A 17871-nucleotide genomic window follows, 5' to 3' on the forward strand; every position below is an offset into this window, starting at 1 on the left:
GTGGATGACATGAACCGCACACTTCGCATCACCTATTCGCTGTCGTTCCTCGGTCTGCTGGTGGGCCTGGGCGCCTGGTCGGTCGGGGGCCTGGAGAGCTTCAACCGCACCGGGCAGATGACCCTGCTCGACGGCAAGCTGGCCAAGGCCGCCGAAACCCACTACGACGAACAGTTCCCGATCAAGCGCCTGGGCACCAACCTCTGGGCCGCACTGGACTTCAAGCTGTTCAACGAAGGCCGCCCCGGTGTGGTGCTGGGCCGCGACCAGTGGCTGTTCAGCGATGAGGAATTCAACCCCACCGCCAACGCCGACCAACTGATGCAGGACAACCTGGCGCTGATCCGCGGCGTGCGCGACACCCTGCAGCGCCAGAACATCGAGCTGGTGCTGGCGATCGTGCCGGCCAAGGCACGGGTCTATGCCGAGTACCTGGGCAAGGAGACGCCCGCCAGCCTGCACGGCGAGTTGTTCAACCAGTTCCACGCCCAGGCGCGCCAGGCCAACGTGTTCGCCCCCGACCTGCTCGCCCCACTGGAGCAGGCCAAGGCCCGTGGCCAGGTATTCCTGCGCACCGACACGCACTGGACGCCAATGGGCGCCGAAGTGGTTGCCCAGTCCATCGCCGAAGGCGTCAAGCGCCAGCAACTGCTCGACGGCCAACCCCAGGCCTACATCACCGAGGCGGGCAAGACTGCGCCATACAAAGGCGACCTGACCAACTTCCTGCCGCTCGACCCGCTGTTCAGCAACCTGCTGCCAACCCCGGACAACCTGCAGCAGCGCACCACCCGCCCGGCGCAAGCCGAGGGCGACGACGGCGATGCGCTGTTCGCCGACAGCGCCATCCCGGTGGCACTGGTGGGTACCAGCTACAGCGCCAACCCGCACTGGAACTTCCTCGGCGCCCTGCAACAGGCGCTGCACAGCGACGTCGCCAACTATGCCGAGGACGGCCACGGCCCGCTGCTGCCGATGCTCAAGTACCTGCAGAGCGACGCCTTCAAGAATGCCCCGCCACAAGTCGTGGTGTGGGAGTTCCCCGAGCGCTATCTGCCAATGAAGAACGACCTCAGCAGCTTCGATCCGCAGTGGATCGCGCAACTGAAGAACACCCGTAAATCCGAAGAAAACCTGGCCCTTTCGTCCAACCGGACGGACCACTGAAAGAGAGGAACACGCACATGACTCACAAGCCATCCATCGCCAAAGCCCTCACCCTCGCGGCCGGCCTTTCCCTGGCATCGCTGCAGGCCTTCGCCGGCGCCGACGCCGCACTCTATGGCCCTAGCGCCCCGAAAGGCTCGACCTTCGTGCGCCTGTACAACGCAAGCTCCGCGCCCACCGCGGCCTCGGTCGGCAATACCCAGATCAAGCAGGTCGGTGCCCAGGCCAGCAGCGACTTCAGCTTCCTGCCTGGCGGCGACTACACCGCCCAGGTCGGCGGCAAGAGCGTGCCGGTCAAGCTGGCCTCGGACAAGTACTACACCCTGGTCAACAACAACGGCGGCAACCCGCAACTGATCGAGGAGCCGCCGTTCAAGAACAAGCAGAAAGCGCTGGTGCGCGTGCAGAACCTCAGCGACCAGTCGCTGACCCTCAAGACCGCCGACGGCAAGACCGAAGTGGTCAAGCCGGTGGCCGCCAAGGGTCGCGGCGAGCGCGAAATCAATCCGGTCAAGGTCAACCTGGCCCTGTTCGACGGCAACAAGAAAGTCAGCGACGTCAAACCCGTCGCCCTGGAGCGCGGCGAAGCGGCCGTGCTGTATGTCACCGGTTCCGGCAACAGCTTGTCGCCGGTGTGGGTAACTCGCCCCGTGGCTAGCAACTGATCCCCCTGCCTCTAAACGACTATTGGAGAAACATGATGATCCCGGTAATTCTTTCTGGTGGTAGCGGTTCGCGTCTGTGGCCTCTGTCGCGCAAGCAGTTCCCCAAGCAGTTCCTGGCGTTGACCGGCGAACATACCCTGTTCCAGCAGACCCTCCAGCGCCTGGTGTTCGAGGGCATGGATACCCCCATCGTGGTCTGCAACAAGGACCACAAGTTCATCGTCCAGGAGCAGTTGGCGGGCCTGAAGCTCGAAACCCAGGCCATCCTCATGGAGCCCTTCGGGCGCAACACCGCGCCAGCGGTGGCGATGGCCGCCATGAAACTGGTCAACGAGGGCCGCGACGAGCTGATGCTGGTGCTGCCCGCCGACCACGTGATCGAGGACCAGAAAGCCCTGCAACGCGCCCTGGCCCTGGCCACGGTGGCGGCCGAGCGCGGCGAGATGGTGCTGTTCGGCGTGCCGGCGACCAAGCCCGAGACCGGCTACGGCTACATCCGCTCCAGCCAGGACGCCCTGCTGCCAGAGGGTGTGGCGCGGGTCGCGCAGTTCGTCGAAAAGCCCGATGAGAAACGCGCCAACGAGTTCGTCCGCGCTGGCGGTTACTTCTGGAACAGCGGCATGTTCCTGTTCCGCGCCAGCCGCTTCCTCGAAGAGCTGAAAAAGCACGACCCGGACATCTACGACACCTGCCTGCTGGCCCTGGAGCGCAGCGACGAAGAAGCCGACGTGCTGAGCATCGACGAAGCCACCTTCGCCTGCTGCCCGGACAACTCCATCGACTACGCGGTGATGGAAAAGACCCAGCGCGCCTGCGTGGTGCCGCTGTCGGCCGGCTGGAGCGACGTGGGCTGCTGGTCGTCGCTGTGGGATGTGCACGAGAAGGACGACAACGGCAACGTCACCAAGGGTGATGTGGTGGTGCAGGACAGCCACAACTGCATGATCCACGGCAACGGCAAGCTGGTGTCGGTGATCGGCCTTGAGAACATCGTCGTGGTCGAGACCAAGGACGCGATGATGATTGCCCACAAGGACAAGGTCCAGGGCGTCAAGCAACTGGTCAACACCCTCGACCAGCAAGGCCGCAGCGAGACCCAGAACCACCTCGAGGTGTACCGTCCGTGGGGCTCCTACGATTCGGTGGACATGGGTGGACGCTTCCAGGTCAAGCACATCACCGTCAAGCCAGGCGCCAGCCTGTCGCTGCAGATGCACCACCACCGCGCCGAGCACTGGATCGTGGTCAGCGGCACCGCCGAGGTGACCTGCGACGAGAACGTGTTCCTGCTCACCGAGAACCAGTCGACCTACATCCCGATTGCCTCGGTGCACCGTCTGCGCAATCCGGGCAAGATCCCGCTGGAGATCATCGAAGTGCAGTCCGGGAGCTACCTGGGCGAGGATGATATCGAGCGCTTCGAGGATGTGTACGGGCGCACCTCTACGCCGGTGGAGCGTGGGGTTTCGGTGAAGACCATCGCGCAGTAACGGCAGCGCTTTCATCGCGGAACAAGTCGCAGCGGCGGTTCGCCGCTGCGACTTGTCCCGCGATGGCGTTTTTGAGCCATGCGTCATTTCCCGCTACGATGATCGAACCGCCCAACCAAGGCCTGCACCCTCATGATCATCGGCGCCTTTCTCATCCTCACCTGGCTGGTCCTGCTACTGCGCTACCCGGCCAAGGCCCTGCCGATTTCCATGGCCGCCGTGTGCGGCCTGGGCCTGGTCGCACTGTTCGTGGTCTGGCAGGACAGCCGCGAAGCCTCGCAACTGGCCCGTCTCGATCTGCGCCTGAGCTATGCGCCCGATCAATGCCCCGCCGACCGGGCGCTGCAAGTACGAATGAAAAACGGCAACAAGGCGCCGCTCACCGAGCTGCGCTGGCGGGTTGCCGCCTACACCCCGGGCGATACGGTCAACCTTGCCGAAAACACCTATGCCGCGCCGCGCTATCGCGGGCCCGGTGAGCTGCAGCCGGGTGCCGAATGGACAGACTGCCTGCCATTGCCACCGCTGCGCTCTGGCTACCGTGCGCAGACCCTGGAGTTTCGTGCCGAGCACCTGCAAGGTACATTTGCCAATTGACCGGGCGCCTGCACCGGCCTTTTCGCGGGCAAGCCCGCTCCCACAGCCTGAGGAATTGTGCAGTACCTGTGGGAGCGGGCTTGCCCGCGAAGAGGCCGGCGCAGACGCTGTACGTCCCACCTGACAGCAGACCCTGACCATGCCCACCGTTCTTATCACCGGTTGTTCCAGCGGCATCGGCCGCGCCCTGGCCGATACCTTCCGCGATGCCGGCCACCAGGTCTGGGCCACCGCCCGCAAAGCTGAAGATGTCGAGCGCCTTGCCGGCGCTGGCTTCGTCGCCCGGCGACTGGACGTCAACGACCCTCAGGCCCTGGCACGACTGGCCGAGGAATTGCCGGAACTCGACATCCTGATCAACAACGCCGGCTACGGCGCCATGGGCCCGCTGCTCGACGGCGGCGTCGAAGCCCTGCAGCGCCAGTTCGAAACCAATGTCTTCTCGCTGGTCGGCGTGACCCGCGCCCTGTTCCCGCTGCTGCGCCGCTCCAAAGGCCTGGTGGTGAACATCGGCAGCGTGTCCGGGGTCCTGGTCACGCCCTTCGCCGGGGCCTACTGTGCCTCGAAGGCCGCCGTGCATGCGCTGAGCGACGCCCTGCGCCTGGAGCTGGCACCATTCGGGATCCGGGTGATGGAAGTGCAGCCCGGAGCGATCGCTTCGCAGTTCGCCAGCAATGCACAGCACGAAGCCGAGCAGGTACTGGCAGCGGATTCGCCGTGGTGGCCGTTGCGCGAGCAGGTGCAGGCCAGGGCTCGCGCCTCGCAGGACAGGCCGACCCCAGCGGCGACCTTTGCCCAGGGATTGCTGGCAGCCACACGCAAGACGCCGACACCGGCGCTGGTGAGGCTGGGCAATGGCAGCACCGCCTTGCCGTTGATGGCACGGCTGCTGCCGCAGCGGTTGCTGGACAAGGTGTTGCGCAAGCGCTTCGGGTTGTTGCGCCCGCTTTGAAGCAGTAGTGGATTCTTCGCGGGCAAGCCCGCTCCCACAAGTACAGAATCGGTGCTGTCCGTCCTGTGGGAGCGGGCTTGCCCGCGAAGAATCCACCACCCATCTCAAACCTTGTCGAACGCCTGCCAGCCGCCCCCAAGCGCCTTGTACAGCCCCACCAGCGCCTGCGAAACCGCCGCCGAGCTGTCGATCCACTGCTCTTCGCTGGCCAACAGTGCCGACTGCACGGTCAGCACGTTGAGAAAGTCCACCGCCCCTTCCACGTACTGACGCTGCGCCGTTTCCAGGGCAATGCGGTTCTGCCGCACCGCCTCGGCCAGGTGGTCACGGCGCAGTTGGCTGGCGTTGTACAAGCGCAGCACATCGTCGATCTCATGCCAGGCACCCAGAACCACCTTGCGGTAGTTCAGCGCCGCCTCCTGCTGCTGCGCTTCACGCAACTGGAGCGTGCCTTTCAGGCGGCCGCCTTCGAAGATCGGCAACGACAACTGCGGCCCGAAGGCGAAGCGCCGCGAATCCCAGTTGCCGAAATCAGCCAGCTGCATCGATTGGAAGCCGGCACTCCCGGACAAGCGGATGCTGGGGTAGAAATCCGCCTTGGCCACGCCGATGCTCGCGGTGGCGGCATGCAGGCGGGCTTCGGCCTGGCGAATATCCGGGCGTCGCTCGGCCAGTTGCGAAGGCACGCCGATGGCGAACTTCTGCTCCGGCGCCGGCAACGCGCCAGCGTCCAGCAACGTGGTCTGCAAACTGCGCGGCGGCTCGGCAGCCAGCAGGCTCAGGGCATTGATCAGGTCATCGCGGCGCGCCTGCAAGGTCGGCAGGCGCGCTTCGATGGACGCCACCTGGGCATTGGCCTGAGCCACGTCGAGGCGAGTGGCGACACCCTCGGCCTGGCGGTCCTCGGACAACTTCAGGCTGTGCCGGGCAACCTTCAGATTATCCTCGGTGACCTTGAGGGTGTGCTGCACCGCGCGCAACTGGATGTAGTCACCCGCAGTCTCGGCGAGCAGCGCCAGCAGCACGCCATTGCGGTCATTCTCGGCCACCTCGACACTGGCATCGGCCGCCTCGACCTGACGCCGTACCCGCCCCCAGAAGTCCAGCTCCCAACCCGCTACTAGATCGCCCTGCCACAGATTGAACGCCGACTTGCCCGCCTTGCCGGACGGGTCGCTCAGCCCTTCGGCGCTATTGCGCGCACGGCTATAGCCGGCGTTGACATCCACCGACGGCAGCTCGTCGGCAGCGACGGTACTGCGTAGCGCCCGGCTCTGCAGCAGGCGTGCGCTGGCGATCTGAAGATCGAGGTTGCGCGCTGCGACCTGCTCGATCAGCGCACTCAGCCGCGGATCATGAAAGCTGTCCCACCAGCGCAGTTGCAGCGGCTCTGCCACAGGCTGGCTCGCCGCCTGCTCGCCCTGCAGGGCGTTCCACTGCTGCGGGGCCTGGCTGTCGGGGCGCTGGAAATCCGGGCCGAGGGTGCAGCCGGCCAACAGCGCGGCGAGCAGCACTGTGGAAGCGGATGCCGCAATGGCTGGACGGGCTTTCATCGCGCAGTCACCTCTTTGCCGGCCAGGGTGTCGCCCTGGGTATCGATGGTCGCCTCCACCGACATGCCTACGCGAAGACGCTCGAGCAAAGGCTGCCCATCATCGAAGACGATCCTTACCGGAATACGCTGCACCACCTTGGTGAAATTACCGGTCGCGTTGTCCGGCTTCACCGCAGCGAAGGTGACGCCGGTGGCCGGCGCGATGCTCTCGACATGCCCGTGCAGGGTCTCGCCGGAGAAGGTATCGACACTGATGCGCACCGGCTGGCCGGGCTGCACATGGGTCAGTTGGGTTTCCTGGAAGTTGCCGACCACATAGGCCTGTTGCAGTGGCACCACCGACAGCAGCCGTGCGCCTGGATTGACGTAGGCGCCCACACGCAGCGCGCGTTCGCCGACCATGCCGTCCACCGGCGCGGTGATGCGGGTGTAGGAGAGGTCCAGCTCGGCTTTTTCCACGCCGGCTTCGGCGCGCTTGAGTTGGCCATCGGCGCTGGCGACCTGGGCCTGGAGGATGTCCACCTGCTTGCGCGTGGCCACCAGTGCCGCCTGGGTGTTGGCGAGTCGCGCGCGGGCCTGGTCGACCCGGCTGCGCGCCTGCTGGGCGTTCTGCACGGTGCCGGCGCCCTGCTCGGCCAGGCGGCTGTAGCGCGTCACTTCATGGTCGGCGAAACCGGCCTCGGCCTGCGCCGCCTTGACCGCGGCCTCGGCCTGGGCGATCAGCGCCGCCTGGCGCTCGAGGGTGGCGCGGGCATCGATGGCCTGCGCCTTGGCCACCAGCAATTGGGCCTGGGCGGCATCGAGCGCGGCCTGGTAGTCACGGGCGTCGATGGTCGCCAGCAACTGGCCGGCCTTGACCTGCTGGTTGTCCTCGACCAGCACCTGCTTGATGAAGCCTGCCACCTTCGGCGCGACCACGGTGTAGTCGGCGGTGACGTAGGCGTCGTTGGTGCTCTGGCGGTGGTCGCTGCCGAACATCCAGGGGCCGACGATGGCGGCGAGGACGGCCACGGCGAGTACTGAGCCGATGAAAACTGTCTTGCGTGCTTGGGTCATGTCATTTGTCTCGAACTACAGGGTCAGGCCACCGCACGGGGCGGATAGACCCGGGTAGGCACAAAGGGAATCAGGCAGATCAGGGCCACGGCGATGCAGGCCATCACCAGGTAAAGGTCTGCCGAGGTCAGTACCAGGGCCTGTTCGTGAAGGCGCCTGGCCAGGTTCGCCGCGCCGTCGTCGAGCAGTGGCGCATTGCCCAGGCTGTCGACCAGATGGTTGGAATGAAAATGCCTGCGCAGGGTGCCCAGGGCATCGAGCAGCCCGGTGGCGATCACTGCCGCCAGGCCCTTCACGGTGTTGAACCAGGCGGACGCGAACGGGCCTTCCTGCGGGGTCATGCCGTTGGTCGAGAGCATCAGCAGCGGCAGCACCGCCATCGGCTGGCCGAACACCTGCAACAGGTAGTACGGGTAGAAATCACCGCGGATCCATTCGCTGGTGAGCAGGCTGCTGCCCACGCACGAGGCCGCCAGCATCGCCAGCCCGCTCGCCAGTACCCAGCGGCAGTCCACCGCGCGGATATTGCACAGCGCTGCGGTGAGCGGCAGCGCGATCAGTTGCGGCATGGCCACCAGCATCATCAGCGGGCTGGTCTGCGCCGGGCGATAGCCCTGGATCTGCGCCAGGTACGCCGAAGGAATGCTACCTACGCCGGAAAGCACGACCAGCACGCCGGCCAAGGTCACCAGGGCGAAGCTCAGGTTGCGCCGCGACAGCATGCGCAACTGGAAGAACGGCAAGGGCTCGGACCATTCGTTGTACATGAACAGCACCAGCAGCAGCAGGCCACCGCCCAGCAGCCAGCAGATCAGCGGCGAATCGAACCAGCCCCAGCGATCACCCAGCGACAGACCCAGCACGATGCTGCTGATGGCCGGCAACCCCAGCAGCACGCCACGCCAGTCGAACTGCCTGAAGCGCTCCAGGCGCAGCGGGTCCTGCGGCAGGCCCCAACCGACGCAGAAGATCGCCAGTGCCGAGGGCAGGATGATCTGCCAGAACGCCCACTGCCAGCCGACATATTCGGTCCACAGGCCCGCCAGTGGCGTGCCGAGGTTGGGACCGAACGTGGCGGTCAGGGCATAGCAGGCCAGGCCATAGACCTTGATGTTCGGCGGCAGGAAGCGCAGCGCCACGCTCATCAGCATCGGCGGCAATGCCCCCGAGGCAAAGCCCTGGAGCACCCGCAGCAGCATCAGGCTATGCAGGTTGGGGGCCAAGGGCTGGACCAGGCCCAGCACGGCGAACAGGCCAATGGCTGTCATGGTGAAGCGACGCAGCGAGAAGGTGGTGGCCAGCCAAGGTGCGAAGGCCATGGCCGAAACCGATGCAGCGGCATACACCGCCACCAGCCAGGCCCCCTCGTCGGCACCGATGCCCATGGCGCCGCGGATATCGGCCAGGGAAATCTTCGTCACCGCCTCGTTGAGCCCGGCGCAAAGCACCGCAAGCAACACACCGAACAACCCCACCACCACGCGCAGGCCGAATGGCGTCTGCGCGGGCGCAGCAGCCACCGGGGCGGCAGCGAGTGCAGCGGCGGGTGCGCTCAGGGAACTCATTTCTAGACATCTCCAGCAACATTTTTCAGCTGTGGGAAGTCTAGGGGCGGGCAATGCTTACGAAAACTGACTTGTTGGCAGTTTTATATTGCGCCAGACGCAATCCGCTTTCGGTGGTGGCCTCAAGGCTCGGTCCCGCAACACGCCTTCAGCGTGCGCCGCAGCCACCGATGCGCCGGGTCATTGTCGAAGCGTGGATGCCAGGCCTGCATCACCCGCACCTTCTCCAACTCCACCGGAATCTCGAACGAGCGCAGCGGCAGCCCGAACTTCAGCACATTGCCGAGGATATTCGCTGGCATCGGCAGGATCAGGTCCGAATCCGGCAGGGAGAACATCGCCGAGTGGAAACTCGGGGTGATCAGCGACACCCGCCGGTGCAATTTGTAGTTGCCCAGCTCCACGTCGATCGGCCCGTTGGCCCGCCCGCGCCGCGACACGCTGATCTGTGGATAGCGAGCGAAGCGCTCGGGGGTGATCGGCGCGTCGAAGATCGGATGGTCGTCCCGCGCCAGGCCCACGAAGTGCGTATCGAACAGATGCTGCACCTTGATCTCCGGCCCCAGTTCGATGCTCGAACTCACCACCAGGTCGATCTGCCCGTGGCGCAGCACGAGGTCGTCATCGCCATGGGCTTCCGGCACGAAACGCAGCACCGTGCGCGGTGCCTCGGCCAGCATCATGTGCAGCAGGCGCGCGCCATACAGGGCGACGAACAGGTCGTTGGTGCGAATGTTGAAAGCGCGCTCCAGGTTCGGCAGGTCGACGTCCTCGCCGCTGTTGAACACCAGCCCGGCCTGCTCGACCAGCGCCCGCACCTGGTCACGCAGGGCCAGCGCGCGGGGTGTCGGCACCAGGCCGCGCCCGGCCCGCACCAGGATCGGGTCGCCCAGCGCGTCGCGGATGCGCCCCAGTGTGCGGCTCATCGCCGCCGGGCTCAGGTTCATGCGCTGCGCAGCGCCCACCACACTGCCCTCGTCGAGCAGGGCGTCGAGGGCGACAAGCAGGTTCATGTCCGGGAGTTGCATGGCCGATTTCCGTGGCGAGTGTGGGAAACGCGATGGTAGCAGGTCGCACGATTGCGTCTGGTGCAATGACGCCGTGCATGGGGGGCCATTTATCCGGGTTGGGGGAAGGTTCGAGAATGGTGGGGTTCTTTTCGCGGGCAAGCCCGCTCCCACAAGGATTTAGCTGGCTGTCAAATTTGAACATGACAGTTGCTCTCACATGGCAACCAGTGGGAGCGGGCTTGCCCGTGAAAAGATCGACACCGCTCACCCGCCCTGACACAAGGCCCCGCCAATGCCCATCCTCATCGCCATCGACGCCTCCCCCGCCAGCGCCCCCCTGATCGACCTCGCCCGCCGCTACTGCCGCCCCGGCGAACATCCATTGCAGATACTGCTGGCCATCGACCCGACCTTCGCCGTGCACGAGCGCCCCGCGTCCTATACCGAGCAGGAACTGGAGGAATACCCCGCGGCCTGCGAGGAGCAGCAACTGGCCGAACGCGCCCTGCAGCAAGCCGTGAGCACGCTGCGCGAAGCGGGTTTCGAATGTCAGGGCTGCATGGTCGCCGCGCAACCGGTCGAGGCCATCGTCGACAAGACCCGGGAACTCGGCTGCGAGCTGATCATCATGGGCCACCGACACCTGTCGCGCCTCGGCAGGCTGCTGGACCCGTCGATCAGCAGCAAGGTGATCGACCGGGTACAAGTGCCGGTGCTGGTCTGCCCGGCAGGCGAGTGACCCTCACGCCCCGCCCGGCTTGACCACCACCGTGCAGGTCGTGCCCGCCGCCAGCAGGTAGCCCTCGGGCACTTCATCGATATGAATCCGCACCGGCACCCGCTGCGCCAGGCGCACCCAGTTGAAGGTCGGGTTCACATCGGCGACCAGCTCGCGGCTCTGCGGGTTGTCACGGTCGTAGATGCCGCGGGCGATGCTCTCGACATGCCCCTTGAGCAACTCGCCGCTCATCATCTGCAGCTCGGCCTGGTCCCCCACCTTCACATGCGGCAGCTTGGTCTCCTCGAAGAAGCCGTACACCCAGAACGAATGCTCGTCCACCACCGCCATCACCGCCTCGCCGGTGCGGGCGTAATCGCCCTTGTGGATGTTCAGGTTGGTGACGTAGCCGTCGACCGTGGCAACGATCTCGGTGCGCTTGAGGTTCAGCTCGGCCGCTGCCAGTTGTGCCTGGGCCTGCTGATAGTCGGCCAGGGCGGCGTTGGCGATATTGCTGGCGTCGTCGCGGTTCTCCTTGGAGATGACCAGGTTGTCCAGGTCGGCACGGCGCCGTGCGTTGACCTTGCGCATCTCCCAGGTGGACTTGCGCGAAGCGACCAGCGCCCGGGCCTGCTCCACTGCCAGGCGATAGTGCTCGGGGTCGATGCGGATCAGCACATCGCCCTTCTTCACCTGCTGGTTGTCACGCACCGGCACGTCCACCACATAACCCGGCACATCGGCCGCGACGTTGATGATGTCGGCGCGCACGCGACCGTCGCGGGTCCAGGGCGTGGTCATGTAGTGCAGCCACAACTGGCGGCCGATCACCACGGCAGCGGTCAGCACCAGCAGGGTGGCGAGGAAGCTGAAGAATTTTTTCATCGAAGGTTTCTCACCAGTAGACAGACAGCGCCAGTGCGCCGAACAGGCAGACGAACAGGGACAGGCGCAACAGCGCCGGGTGCCAGAAGAAGCGATAGCCGTCGTGGCTGGCGATGAAGCGGTCCACGCCCCAGGCCAGGCCTGCAGCGAACAGGAACATCAGGGTCATGGTGGGCATGTACACGCCATGGAAGGCGATCTCACGGGGCATGATGCAATCCTTTGGCCGGGGCCAGGGGTGACTGGGGGTCGAGCAGCGAGGTGCGGATGAAGTGCAGGTAGCTCTGCGCGCGGCGCAGCACCGACGTGTCGAAGTGCCGGGCAAAAGGTTCGTCGGTGGCCTGCACGCGGCTGATGGCGTGGTCGACCGCCACCAGCGCGCGCTCGTGGTTGCTGGCGTTGGGCTGCAGGAACAGCCGCGCCAGGGCGCGCCCCATCACCCGGATTGCCTGGCGCCAGGGCTGCGATTCGGCATAGGCCGGGTGCACCGGGGCATTGGCCTGCTCCTTGCGCAGTTCGATCACGGCGTGGCCGACTTCCGATACCACGAACATCCAGCCCATCAGCTCGGCCTGCACCTGTGGCTTGCCGGCCGCCAGGCCATAGGCCTGGTGCAGCAGGTCGCGGGTGCGACTCTCGAAAGCCGAGCCCAGGCCACGCAGGCGGCCACCGATGGCGAACAGCACCTGTTCGCGCAGGTCCTGCTCCAGGCGGCTCCATAGCCAACGACTGTTCGGCGGCAGGATGATCGCCCCGGCCGCAGCGCAGACCAGCATGCCGATGATCATGCCGATGTAATCGTTGATGAAGGCATACGGGTCGTAGACCGTGAGGTTGTTGGGCACCGAACCGATGGCGAAGAACACCAGCAAGCCCACGCCATAACCGGCATAGGCCGGACGCGACGAGAGAAACGCACCGAGCACGAACACTGGCGCCAGCACCATGCACAGCAGAGCGAAACCGTCGATCCAGGGGAACACGAAGAAGGTCTCGAAGAAGCCGATGAACGCCCCGAGCAAGGTGCCGCACGCCATCTGGAACGACATGCGCCTGGGGTTGGGCGAGGCCGCCGAAAGGCCGGCGGTGACCGTGGCGATCAGCGTCATCATGGCGCCGCTGGGCCAGTCGCTGAGCAGCCAGTAGCTGCCCAGTAGCAACAGCACCGCGGCGCCACGCACGCCGGCGGCAAGCGACACCAGCCAGCTGGTCTGTGCCACATAAGGCTCGTCCCACTGCTCGCGTTCGTGGTTGTGCGCGGCCAGTGAGGCGTGGGTCTGGGCGTAGCTGTAGAGGTCGTCGACCAGGCGGTAGAGCAGCTCGTAGGTGGTGTGGAAATCGAGCAGGTCGGCGTCGCTGGGGCCGGTCTCCAGGTACGCCGCACGCAGCCCGCGCACCTGGGCCTGGAGGCCATCCTTGTAGGCCGCCAGCTCCAGGGTCAGGCGTAGCGCATCGGCATCGGTCAGGGCTCGCCCGACGTAGGGCTCGAGCAATTGCGCCAGGGTATGCAGGCCCGGCTCGATGGCACCGACGATCTGCGCCGGGCCGCGTGCACGCAGGCGTTCGAGCAAACGGTGCAAGGCGTTGAAACGGGTGGTGATGGCCATGAATTCGCTGTTCATGCGCACCAGGCGACCGGAGCGCCTGCGCATGTGCGGGTCTTCGAAGGCGGTGACGTTGCGCAGGCTTTCCAGCCCCACCGCCTCGGCGATGAAACGCACGTTGCACGACTCGAACAGCGCACGCTGGCTGTTGCCGCGCAGGGCCTCGACCACCACCCCGGCAAACACGCCGAAGCGCTGGTACAAGGCATTGCGCATGGCGGCGCTGGCCGATTGCGGCAGGATCGCGGCACTGACCAGGGTCGAGACGAGAATCCCCAGAGAGATCTCCAGCACCCGCCATACCGCGGCCATGAATGCCTGGTCAGGGTGCTGGAGCACCGGCAGGCCGATCATCGCAGCGGTATAACCGGCCAGCACGAAGCCATAGGCGCGGAAGGTGCGATAGCGCATGGCCCCTGCCGAGCACAGGCCGACCCACAGCGCCAGGCTGGGCAGAAACAGTTCGGTGTTCTGCGGGAAGATCGCGATCAGCGCGACCATCATCGCCGAACCGGCCAGGGTGCCGAGCATGCGATAGAAACTCTTGGCGAACACATGCCCGCTCTGCGGCTGCATGACGATGAACACGGTGATCATCGCCGTGCGCGGCTGCGGCAGCTCCAGGCGCATGGCCAGCCAGAGGGTGAGGAACGCCGCAGCGAGCACCTTGAAGATGTAGACCCAGGTCACCCCGTCGGTGCGCGCCCAGGCAAAGAAGCCCCGGCGCCATTCCAGGTTGGACATCCAGCGCATCATTGCTCGCGTCCCGAGGCAATCAGGGCCGGCGCTTTCGGCACCGCCTGATGCGCCTCATCCGGCACGTCGCTGCCCGCGCCAAGACCACCGCCCAACGCCGTGACCAGCTCGGCATGCACACTCAAGCGCGCAGCCTGGACCTGCTGCTGGATCTGCTGCTGGCGAAACAGCAGAGTCTGCGCATTGAGCACGTTCAGGTAGTCGGTCAGCCCGCGCTGGAAGGCAACCGTGGCGATGTCGTAGGTCTTCTGCGCGGCGGCGACCGATTCGGCCGCGAAGTGTGCCTGCTGCGCCATCGACTCGCGACGGATCAACTGGTCGGAAATCCCCTTCAACGCCCCGACCACTGTTTCGTTGTAATGGGCAACAGCCATGTCGTAGCCGGCCGAAGCTTCACCCAACTGCGCGCGCAGACGCCCGCCATCGAAGATCGGCAAGCTGATGGCAGGCCCGACGTTGTAGTTGAACTTGCGGCCGGTGAGAAACTCCAGCGGCCCGCCACCGGTGGCCATGAAACCAAGGCCGCCGACCAGGTCGACGTTGGGGAAGAAGCCTGCGTGGGCGACCTCGATGCCGCGGGCCTGGGCTGCCACCTGCCAGCGGCTGGCGACCACGTCGGGGCGCTGGCCGACCAGCTCGGCGGGCAATGCCGAGGGCAAGGACAGCGGTGCCGCGAGCGTCAGTGTCGGGCGCTGCAGGCTGGCCCCCTCGCCCGGTCCCTTGCCGGCCAGTGCCGCCAATTGATTGCGCGTCAGGGCGATTTCTTCGTCGAGGCTGTCGAGCTGCCGATGGGTTTCCGGCAACGGCGCTTCGGCCTGACTGACGTCCAGATGGGTACCGATCCCGGCTTCGAGGCGCCGCTTGGCCAGCGCGAGGATCTGCTCCTGCTGTTCCAGCTCGGCCTGGACGATGTCGCGCTGGGCGAAATGCAGGCTCAGCTGGATGTAGGTGCGCACCACGTTGTCGTGCAATTCGAGCTGGGCCTGGCGGGCTTCGGCGGCGCGCATGTGCGCCTGGTCCAGCGCCTGCTCAGTGGCGTTGCGTTCACGGCCCCACAGGTCGAGGGCGTAGCTCAGGCCAATGGCGGCGTTGTTGTCCCAGGTATTGGCGCCGGACAGGGCGCCGGGGCCGTAGAACTGGTCCTCCGGCCAGTTGTGGCGCTTGAGGGTCGCCTCGCCATTGGCCTGGAGGCGTTCCGCCGACTCGACCACACCAGCCAGGGCCCTGGCCTGGCGCACCCGCGCCGCGGCCATGGCCAGGCTCGGGCTACCGGCAACCGCGAGGTCCATCCAGCGATCGAGCTGGGGATCACCATAGGCGCGCCACCATTGCTGCACGGGCCAATGGGCGTCGCGGTCGGCTTCGCGGATGGCAGTGTCGGTGGCGAGTTGGTTGGCTTGCAGCGTCTTGCTTTGCGGGGCGATGCCCCAGGTTCCGATACAGCCGCTCAAGGACAGGCTAAGGGCACAGGCACTGAGCGCTCGAAGCGCTCCGATGTTGCGACGCGGCACAGCTGCGATTTCCCGAGGAAGAGGTGAAGGGGCCGGGCAATTCTAGGGGCGGGTTTCATTGGCGATAAGCGCATATTCCTGCGAATCTTTGTTACCAAAACAGCGATAATCCGGCTTTGGTCGGACGTTCTTTTTCGTCACTTCATGTCACAATTTTGTCCTCTAGATCGAGAGTGACCCATGGACACCCTGCAAAACATGCGTGCTTTCAGTTGTGTAGCCCAGCTCGGCAGCTTCACCGCCGCCGCTGCGCAGCTGGATACGACCACCGCCAACGTGTCGCGAGCGGTCTCCAACCTGGAAGCCCATCTGCAAACCCGCTTGCTCAATCGCACCACACGGCGCATCGCCCTGACCGAAGCGGGCAAGCGCTACCTGATGCGCTGCGAACAGATCCTGACCTTCGTCGAGGAGGCCGAAGCCGAGGCCAGCGATGCCCACGCCCGCCCGGCCGGGCAGCTCAAAGTGCATTCGATGACCGGCGTCGGCCAGCATTTCGTGGTCGATGCCATCGCCCGCTACCGCGAAACGCACCCAGACGTCACATTCGACCTGACCATGGCCAACCGCGTGCCCGACCTGCTCGACGAGGGCTATGACGTGTCCATCGTGCTGGCCAGCGAGCTACCGGATTCGGGGTTCGTCTCCCAGCGCCTGGGCATCACCTACAGCATCGTCTGCGCCTCGCCCGACTACATTGCTCGCCACGGCATCGCACACAAGCCTGCCGACCTGCTCAAGCACCAGTGCCTGCGCATGGTCAGCCCGGTGATTCCGCTGGAAAAATGGTTGTTCGACGGCCCGGAAGGTCAGGAGATGGTCAACATCACCAGCTCGCCGTTCCAGGTGAACTCTGCCGACGCGATGAAGACCGCGATTCGCAGTGGCATGGGGGTGGGCGTGCTGCCGATCTACTCTGCCATCGACGGCCTGCGCGACGGCAGCCTGGTGCGGGTGATGCCCGACTATCGCCTGCAGGAGCTGAACCTGTACGCGATCTACCCGTCGCGCCAGTACCTGGATGCCAAGATCAAGACCTGGGTCGAGTACCTGCGCAACTCGCTGCCGGAAATCCTGGCGGCGCATGAAGCGGACCTGAAGACCCATGAATTGCTGATCGCCACCTGAAAAAGCTGCTGCACTGAAGGTGGGGACAATGGTAGGTTGCTAACCAATCGTTGATTCGCGGCGGCCTTTTCGCAAGGCCGCCATCGTCCCACCGCCTTGCAGAGAAGTAGCCCGATGAAAAAGACCGTCCTGGCCTTCAGCCGTATCACCCCGGCCATGGCCGAGCGCCTGCAGCACGACTTCAACGTGATCCTGCCCAATCCCAAGCTGGGCGACATCAATGCCCAGTTCAACGAAGCGCTGCCTGAGGCCCACGGCCTGATCGGCGTCGGCCGCAAGCTCGGCCGCGCGCAGCTCGAAGGTGCCGGCAAACTGGAGGTGGTGTCGAGCGTGTCGGTCGGCTACGACAACTACGACCTGGACTACTTCAACGAACGCGGCATCGCCCTGACCAACACTCCCGACGTGCTCACCGAAAGCACCGCCGACCTGGGCTTTTCGCTGATCATGGGCTGTGCCCGCCGTACCGCCGAGCTGGACGCCTGGACCAAGGCCGGCAATTGGCAGGCAACCGTAGGCCCGGCACATTTCGGTAGCGACGTGCACGGCAAGACCCTGGGCATCGTCGGCATGGGCAACATCGGCGCCGCCGTGGCACGCCGTGGTCGCCTGGGCTTCAACATGTCGATCCTGTATGCCGGCAACAGCCGCAAGAGCGCGCTGGAGCAGGAACTGGGCGCGCAGTTCCGCAGCCTGGAGCAGTTGCTGGCCGAGTCCGATTTCGTCTGCATCGTGGTGCCGTTGTCCGATGCCACCCGCAAGCTGATCGGCGCCCGTGAGCTGAAGCTGATGAAGCCGAGCGCCTTCCTGATCAACATCGCCCGCGGGCCGGTGGTGGACGAGGCGGCGCTGGTCGAGGCGCTGCAAGCTGGCACCATCCGTGGTGCAGGGCTGGATGTGTACGAGAAGGAGCCGCTGGCCGATTCTCCGCTGTTCAAGCTGCCCAACGCGCTAACCCTGCCGCACATCGGCTCGGCGACTGCCGAGACCCGCGATGCCATGGCCAACCGGGCAATGGAGAACCTGCGCGCAGCGTTGCTGGGCGAGCGACCGCGAGATCTGGTGAATCCGCAGGTGTGGAAGGGCTGAGCCTGGCCGCTGACTGTACCGGCCTCTTCGCGGGCAAGCCCGCTCCCACAGGTAACACCACCGTATTCAGAAGCTATGTGGGCTGTTGTGGGAGCGGGCTTGCCCGCGAAGAGGCCAGCACCC

Annotated in this window: 16 protein-coding genes; 8 read left to right on the forward strand and 8 right to left on the reverse strand. The window is 65.6% G+C overall.

Going from position 1 to position 17871, the window contains the following annotated elements:
• The first annotated feature begins 9 nt into the window (after window positions 1–9).
• From F6X62_RS08450 to F6X62_RS08470, 5 genes are all read left to right on the forward strand, one after another.
• Window positions 10–1167, forward strand: a complete 1158-nt coding sequence (locus tag F6X62_RS08450; protein WP_063546039.1) for an alginate O-acetyltransferase — start codon at window positions 10–12, stop codon at window positions 1165–1167.
• Between the two features lie 17 nt (window positions 1168–1184).
• Window positions 1185–1832: an alginate O-acetyltransferase AlgF gene (locus F6X62_RS08455; protein ID WP_054894909.1), complete on the forward strand. Its 648-nt coding sequence runs from the start codon at window positions 1185–1187 to the stop codon at window positions 1830–1832.
• A 35-nt stretch (window positions 1833–1867) separates the two neighbouring features.
• Window positions 1868–3322, forward strand: a complete 1455-nt coding sequence (locus tag F6X62_RS08460; protein ID WP_054894908.1) for a mannose-1-phosphate guanylyltransferase/mannose-6-phosphate isomerase — start codon at window positions 1868–1870, stop codon at window positions 3320–3322.
• A gap of 132 nt (window positions 3323–3454) precedes the next feature.
• Window positions 3455–3919 carry a multidrug transporter gene (locus tag F6X62_RS08465; protein WP_153773210.1) on the forward strand — a complete coding sequence of 155 codons (465 nt, stop codon included), beginning with the start codon at window positions 3455–3457 and terminating at the stop codon, window positions 3917–3919.
• Window positions 3920–4058: 139 nt separating this feature from the next.
• Complete coding sequence (locus F6X62_RS08470; protein WP_153773211.1) at window positions 4059–4871, forward strand: SDR family oxidoreductase; 813 nt, start codon at window positions 4059–4061, stop codon at window positions 4869–4871.
• A 104-nt stretch (window positions 4872–4975) separates the two neighbouring features.
• Here the strand turns inward: F6X62_RS08470 and F6X62_RS08475 are convergent, their stop codons facing one another.
• The 4 genes from F6X62_RS08475 to F6X62_RS08490 all read right to left on the reverse strand — a co-directional run bounded on the left by F6X62_RS08475 (window position 4976) and on the right by F6X62_RS08490 (window position 10075).
• Window positions 4976–6424, reverse strand: a complete 1449-nt coding sequence (locus tag F6X62_RS08475) for an efflux transporter outer membrane subunit (protein WP_153773212.1) — start codon at window positions 6422–6424, stop codon at window positions 4976–4978.
• Window positions 6421–7482, reverse strand: coding sequence for an HlyD family secretion protein (locus F6X62_RS08480; protein WP_063546044.1), 1062 nt, complete (start codon window positions 7480–7482; stop codon window positions 6421–6423). Before F6X62_RS08480 ends, F6X62_RS08475 begins: the two co-directional genes overlap by 4 nt.
• A 23-nt stretch (window positions 7483–7505) precedes the next feature.
• Entirely contained in the window at window positions 7506–9047 is a 1542-nt protein-coding gene (locus F6X62_RS08485) for an MFS transporter (protein WP_054894903.1), read from the reverse strand.
• 122 nt (window positions 9048–9169) lie between these two features.
• Complete coding sequence (locus tag F6X62_RS08490; RefSeq protein WP_153773213.1) at window positions 9170–10075, reverse strand: LysR family transcriptional regulator; 906 nt, start codon at window positions 10073–10075, stop codon at window positions 9170–9172.
• A 274-nt stretch (window positions 10076–10349) separates the two neighbouring features.
• On the opposite strand from F6X62_RS08490, the gene F6X62_RS08495 reads away from it, so the two are divergent.
• Complete coding sequence (locus tag F6X62_RS08495) at window positions 10350–10796, forward strand: universal stress protein (RefSeq protein ID WP_153773214.1); 447 nt, start codon at window positions 10350–10352, stop codon at window positions 10794–10796.
• A gap of 3 nt (window positions 10797–10799) precedes the next feature.
• Here F6X62_RS08495 and F6X62_RS08500 read toward each other — a convergent pair whose 3' ends face one another.
• Genes F6X62_RS08500 through F6X62_RS08515 form a run of 4 tightly spaced genes read right to left on the reverse strand, consistent with a single transcriptional unit; the run spans window position 10800 to window position 15531 of the window.
• On the reverse strand, window positions 10800–11660 hold the full coding sequence (locus tag F6X62_RS08500; RefSeq protein ID WP_153773215.1) for an HlyD family secretion protein: 861 nt from the start codon (window positions 11658–11660) through the stop codon (window positions 10800–10802).
• Window positions 11661–11670: 10 nt separating this feature from the next.
• Window positions 11671–11871, reverse strand: coding sequence for a DUF1656 domain-containing protein (locus F6X62_RS08505; RefSeq protein WP_153773216.1), 201 nt, complete (start codon window positions 11869–11871; stop codon window positions 11671–11673).
• Window positions 11861–14017 carry an FUSC family protein gene (locus tag F6X62_RS08510; RefSeq protein WP_153773260.1) on the reverse strand — a complete coding sequence of 719 codons (2157 nt, stop codon included), beginning with the start codon at window positions 14015–14017 and terminating at the stop codon, window positions 11861–11863. Before F6X62_RS08510 ends, F6X62_RS08505 begins: the two co-directional genes overlap by 11 nt.
• Window positions 14017–15531 carry an efflux transporter outer membrane subunit gene (locus F6X62_RS08515; protein ID WP_153773217.1) on the reverse strand — a complete coding sequence of 505 codons (1515 nt, stop codon included), beginning with the start codon at window positions 15529–15531 and terminating at the stop codon, window positions 14017–14019. Before F6X62_RS08515 ends, F6X62_RS08510 begins: the two co-directional genes overlap by 1 nt.
• A gap of 180 nt (window positions 15532–15711) precedes the next feature.
• On the opposite strand from F6X62_RS08515, the gene F6X62_RS08520 reads away from it, so the two are divergent.
• A complete protein-coding gene (locus tag F6X62_RS08520) occupies window positions 15712–16659 on the forward strand; it encodes a LysR family transcriptional regulator (protein WP_054894897.1) in 948 nt (315 codons plus the stop codon).
• Between the two features lie 114 nt (window positions 16660–16773).
• A complete protein-coding gene (locus F6X62_RS08525) occupies window positions 16774–17748 on the forward strand; it encodes a D-glycerate dehydrogenase (protein WP_054894896.1) in 975 nt (324 codons plus the stop codon).
• Window positions 17749–17871 lie beyond the last annotated feature (123 nt).

This window comes from Pseudomonas sp. MNR3A (assembly GCF_009650575.1).
GTDB classification, from domain to species: domain Bacteria; phylum Pseudomonadota; class Gammaproteobacteria; order Pseudomonadales; family Pseudomonadaceae; genus Aquipseudomonas; species Aquipseudomonas machongensis.